Source organism: Falsiroseomonas oryzae (assembly GCF_027856955.1).
Taxonomy (GTDB): Bacteria; Pseudomonadota; Alphaproteobacteria; order Acetobacterales; family Acetobacteraceae; genus Falsiroseomonas; species Falsiroseomonas oryzae.
This window is the reverse complement of the sequence record NZ_JAPSMD010000396.1, coordinates 1-4,966: the sequence shown is the minus strand read 5'-3', so window position 1 is coordinate 4,966 and position 4,966 is coordinate 1. Positions and strand designations below refer to the sequence as shown.

The following is a 4,966-nucleotide window of genomic DNA, read 5'->3' as shown; positions in this document are numbered from 1 at the left end:
GCGCCGCCGCCGCGTCGCGCTGTATCCCGGCGGTGAGCGCGGCGGCGGAGCCTTCGTCCGGCGCGACGCCGCCGGCCGCCAGCCGCGCGCGCGTGGCGGCGACCGTGCCGGCCAGCCGCGCATCGCGCGCGCGCTGCTCCGCGGCCTGCTGCACCGCCGCCTGCTGGGCGCGCACCTCGTTCTGCGCGCGGGCCGTGTCCTGCTGCTGCCGTGCCTGGGAGGACTGGAGCTGCGCCTGACGCGTCGTCGCGTAGAGCGAGGCGCCGGCGCCGAGCAGCGTCGCGATGGGGGCGATCTGCGCCATCAGTCGTTCATCCTCGTGTCGGTGGTGACGGACAGCAGCGTGAGCGGCAGCGGCGTGTCGCCCTCCACGCGCCAGAGCGGCGCCAGCGCGTCCCGCCGCCAGCCGAGCGCACGCAGCGTGACGTCGCCGGTGAAGGGCTGGGGCGGCGCATCCAGCAGCGGCGTGTCCAGCCGGCGGAACGGCACCGGCTGCAGGCCGCGGCCGACATCCACCGCCAGGGCGTGCGTGCCGAGCAGGCGGAAGGTGGCGGAGACCAGGCGCAGCGGCGCTGCGCCGGCGCCCGCGCCGATGGCCAACTGCGGCGGCAGCGGCTCGATCACATGGCTGAAGCCGAGCCCGACCTGCACGGCCAGCGCCGGTGGGTCCAGCGCGACACGGCCATTCGCCACCGTCGCGGCGCCGCGCGGCGCGCCGTCCGCAAGGACGCCGACCTCCCGGCCTTCCAGATGTGCAAGGCCGGTCCAGAGATCCTGCGGCGTGACGGCGGTGCCGGACAGGGCGGCATCGGTGCCGAGGGCGGCATCGAAGCGCTCCAGCCGATACGAGCCGGCACGCTCCGCCACCACGTAGACGCGGCCGTCGGTCTCGGCCACGGCGCGGAAGGCGCCCTGCGTTTCCTGCCGGGTCCAGGCGATCACCTGCTCGGCGCGATAGAGCGTCAGCGTGCCGATGCTGCCATCCGCCATGACCAGGTGCAGCAGCCGCTCCGCCTGGTCATAGGCCATGGAGACCGGCGCGGAGACGATGTGTCGCGCGACCAGTGCCAGGTCGTTGGCCTGGTAGGCGTCGCCGACCTCGGTATAGGCGAACTCGTGCACGGCGCGGCCGGAGCGCGCGACGAAGACGGTGGAGCCGTCCACGTCCACCGGCGGGACCATGCGGTCCACGGGGCTGCCGATGCGCGTCTGCCGGCTGAGCTGGATGGAAGCCGGCGTCAGCGGGTCGCCGGTGACCATCCACTCCGCGCCGGAGGTGAAGACCTGCAGGTGCCGGCCGGAGAAGACGCCGCGTATGGCGTTCACCTGGTCCGACATCAGCGCGAAGTCGATGCCCTCATCGTCCAGGCCGGTGCCGGGGTCGAAGTCGCCGAGGTCGCCGGTGCGCGAGAGGAACAGCCGGTTCGGCATGTCGCGCGACCCGCCCAGCACCAGGCGCGCCTGGTGGAAGCAGCCGCAGACGGGCCAACCGCGCACCCAGCTGAAGGCGGCTTCCTCCCACGCCGTCGTGGCGGCGGTGCCGGACAGCGTGCCCTCGACCGTGGCGGTCGCCTGCTGCGCGCTCAGCACCGTGCCGATCGCCACCCGCACCCCGTCCAGGCGGAACCAGTTGCCGGCATGGCCGGGCTGGAACAGCGGTGCGCTGGCGGTCAGGGTGATGCTGCCCGTGGTGCCGCTGGGCTGCAGCGTCACGCCGCCAACGAAGGCGTGGAAGGGCGGCCGCGAGAAGGCGAAGTCGGCGATGGTCCAGGCGGTGTGGCTGCTTCGCGTGATGCGCTTCGGCAGCATGTCGGGATGGAACAGCAGCAGCGTATCGGCATTCTGGGTGAACGCCATCTGCGGCAGCATCGCCGCGCCCCAGGGTGCGGCCAGCGAGGCGACCTCGACGTCGTCCTTGAACACCTGCATCCGCCCGGCGGTCAGCACGACCAGGTAGGTCTGCTCGGTGTTGAACTCGAACGGGATCAGCCGCGCGGGGCCGGACAGCGTGGCCAGGTGGCGCAGCCCGGGCCGGCGCGTGACGCCGCCGGTCGGCTGGATCACCACGTTGCGCAGGCGGCGTGCGCCGTTCTCGAAGGCGCGCAGGTCGGCGCGGCCGTAGAGCTCGGGCGCCAGCTCGCCGGCGGCAAAGCTCGACTTGGTGCGGCGGGTGGCGGCGGGCATGGCGCGCTCAGCCCCGCACCGTCACCAGCGGGAAATCCTCGATCCCGCGCGGCGTGTCCTGCTGGCTGTCGATCAGCCGCGCCTGGCGCAGCTCCTGCTCCGCCAGGCGGAACAGCACCTCGGAGCGCGAGGCGCTCTCGGTCAAGGGCAGGCAGAACTCGGCGGCGAGGCGCGCGACGAGGGCCTGCGCGAAGAAGGGCGGGAAGGCGCTCTCCTCCGGGCGGAAGATGTAGGTCAGCGTGACCTGTTCGGCATCGGCGTGCAGGCGACCTTCATGGATGCGATAGGCGATTCCCCGTCCGCGCCCGCCGCCGCCCGCGGACAGCGCGCGCAGGAAGCCGGGTGGCAGCTGGAAGGCATGCGCGAAATCGGCATGCGGCACCGCCACCAGCCGCGCCAGGTCGGACTGGCCGGTGGCGAAGGTCCAGGGATGCGCCGACAGGATCGCGTCGCGCACGCCGGGGTAGAGGTTGGCCGCGACCTCCGCCTCCGCGGTGCCCTCGGTCAGCGAGGCGATCGGCTGCGCGCCCAGGCGCAGCAGGGCGCGCGAGCAGAGCGCGAGGGCGGTGAGGGACATGTGGAGGGTGTTCCGCTTGCTGTGTCCGGGGGCGCGGGCCCCCACCCCGACCCTCCCCCGCAGTGCGGGGGAGGGAGCAGTGGCGCGCTATTCCTTCGCGCGCATGCGCGATGTCATTCCTTGGCGCGCATGCGCACGACGCCGGTGTCGTCCACCAGCACGGCGCCCTGGCTCATCATGTTGGCGACGAAATGCGCGGCGCGGTCGCCGTGCCAAGTGACGTCGGTCTGCACCTCCGCCGCCGCGGCGTGGCCGATCGCGGTCCTATGGTAGAAGTAGCAGTAGCGCAGCACGCCGGACTTCGTCAGGCCGGTATGCGGCATCCACAGCGCGCCCAACCAGCGCTTCGCCTGCGTGCCCCGCCAGGGCAGCTCCTCCGGCCCGACGTAGTCGGCCGAGGCGAACTCGTCGATCTCCAGCAGCTGGCTCCACTGCTTCCAGCCGACGATGGCGTAGCGGTTGCCGTCATCCGGCACGTCCGCCGCGCCCATCATCTCGAAGGCCAGCAGCACCTTCGCCTTGGTCAGCCCGTCAGTGTCGGTGGTGCCGGCCGCGGTGCCCAGCGCCTCGCGCGTGCCGGTGTCGAGCGCGGCGATGATCAGCTCGTCGGTCTTGCGGCCGAGCGCGTAGGCGCCGGCATTGGCGATCACCTCTCGCTCGTCGAGGTTGGTCTTCAGCTCGTCGAGCCGGTCCACCCAGTCGCCCGCGTAGTAGTCCTGCAGCACGCACTCCACCTGCGCGTGCTCGAGGTTCATCACGGGCACGCTGCCGTGCCGCGTCTTGGCGGCGGCGGTGCCCTTGCCGACCTTCGGGAAGAAGGTGCTGGTGCCGGCCACGCCGGTCTTGCTGCGCACGGTCTTGCGCAGCTTGGAGCCCTGGCGCTGGTAGGCCTCGTGCACCTCGGCCTGGAACTGCTTGGTGAAGACGGCGTCGATCTGCGTGCTCGCAGGCATCGCGGCTCTCCTGGATCAGCCTGTTGCGGGACGCGCCGACGCATCCGTTGGCCTGGTCGGGCGGAGGCGACGGCGGAACAGCCCGCACGCCCGGAAGCCGGGTTGGGTGCGGGCGAAGGGATGCGGGACGGATGGGGGCCGTGCATGCGGCCCGCGCCATCCGCCCCGCCGGCCGCCGCGCGCGGGAGGCACCGCGCGGCGGCCACGGCGCCTCGACCGCGATGGGCGGGAGGCGCCGAGCCGGGTGTCGAAAAGGCGGGGCTAGCCCTGCTCGCCGACCAGGCGGCGGAAGCCCTCGGTCACGCGCTTCACGAAGTCGGGCTCGCGCGTGCGCCAGTAGCGCGGGTCGCGCATCATCTTCCGCAGCTCCGCCTCGTCCGGCGCGGCCTCGGCATCCGCGTCGCGGGACAGAGGCGGCTCCTTCGCGCTCATCATGCGGTGCATCGCCAGCACGCCTTCCGCCGTCGTGGCCAGTGCGGCGAAGACGGGCTCGGAGAGGTTGGCGCGACCCCAGGCGGCGATCTGCGGCGCCAGGCGCCGGTAGCGCTCCTCGCCGCCGAACTCAGCATGCAGCTTCTCGCGCTGCTTGCCGGCCTCGAACTCGGCCGCCGCCTCGGCGATCAGCGGCAGCAGGCGCTCGGCGGCCATGTCGTACACCAGCTGCGCCTGCTGGCAGGTGAAGCCGGCCTCGTGCAGGCGGCGGTTCACATCCGGGTCGGGGCCGCACATGTCGTGCGGCGGCGTGATCTCGTAGGCCTCCGGCGTCTCCGGCACGCCGAGCAGCTTCCGCCAGCGCGCGCGCTCCTCCTCCGGCGCGTCGGCAGCGGGCGGGGCGACGCGGCGGGACAGGGCCCGCTCCAGCTCCAGGTAGGACTTCAGCAGCGCCTCCACGCGCAGCGCGCCGGTCGCGGCATCCCGGAATTTTTCCGGAACCTCGATCTGCTGGGCAGGCTGTTGCGGGTTCTTCGCAGTGACGTCGAGAAGATCCTCGGACATGCCGGGCTCACTCCTGGTCGGTGGTTTCGGGTGTGGCGGCGCCGACTGGCCGGAGGATTTCCGGCGGGGCGCCGAGCGTGCGGGCCAGCCAGCGCGCGGCGGCGCCGGCATCGAGCGTCGCCTTCGCCTCCGCGCCCAGCGCGGACGCGGCTTCGAGGAACAGCAGCGTGTCGGCGGCGTCCGCGCGCGCCTGAACGCGGGCGAGCGGCGAGGCATAGACCAGCCGCACCGCGCGCCCGTCGAGGGTGACGGGCGG

6 protein-coding genes are annotated in these 4,966 nt (G+C 73.2%); all 6 read right to left on the bottom strand.

The window, feature by feature from the left end; all coding sequences use genetic code 11:
* The coding region (locus tag OZN99_RS25340) for a hypothetical protein (protein WP_270938018.1) at positions 1-304 on the bottom strand (304 nt) is incomplete at its 3' end.
* Positions 304-2,184 carry a hypothetical protein gene (locus OZN99_RS25335; RefSeq protein WP_270938017.1) on the bottom strand — a complete coding sequence of 627 codons (1,881 nt, stop codon included), beginning with the start codon at positions 2,182-2,184 and terminating at the stop codon, positions 304-306. The genes OZN99_RS25340 and OZN99_RS25335, both read right to left, overlap by 1 nt.
* A 7-nt stretch (positions 2,185-2,191) precedes the next feature.
* The gene (locus OZN99_RS25330; RefSeq protein ID WP_270938016.1) at positions 2,192-2,761 is read right to left on the bottom strand and encodes a hypothetical protein; all 570 of its coding nucleotides are present in this window, start codon (positions 2,759-2,761) and stop codon (positions 2,192-2,194) included.
* Between the two features lie 113 nt (positions 2,762-2,874).
* On the bottom strand, positions 2,875-3,714 hold the full coding sequence (locus OZN99_RS25325) for a phage capsid protein (RefSeq protein WP_270938015.1): 840 nt from the start codon (positions 3,712-3,714) through the stop codon (positions 2,875-2,877).
* A 261-nt stretch (positions 3,715-3,975) separates the two neighbouring features.
* Positions 3,976-4,710: a capsid assembly protein gene (locus OZN99_RS25320; protein WP_270938014.1), complete on the bottom strand. Its 735-nt coding sequence runs from the start codon at positions 4,708-4,710 to the stop codon at positions 3,976-3,978.
* Positions 4,711-4,717: 7 nt separating this feature from the next.
* A partial coding sequence (locus OZN99_RS25315) for a portal protein (RefSeq protein ID WP_270938013.1) occupies positions 4,718-4,966 on the bottom strand: 249 nt, incomplete at its 5' end.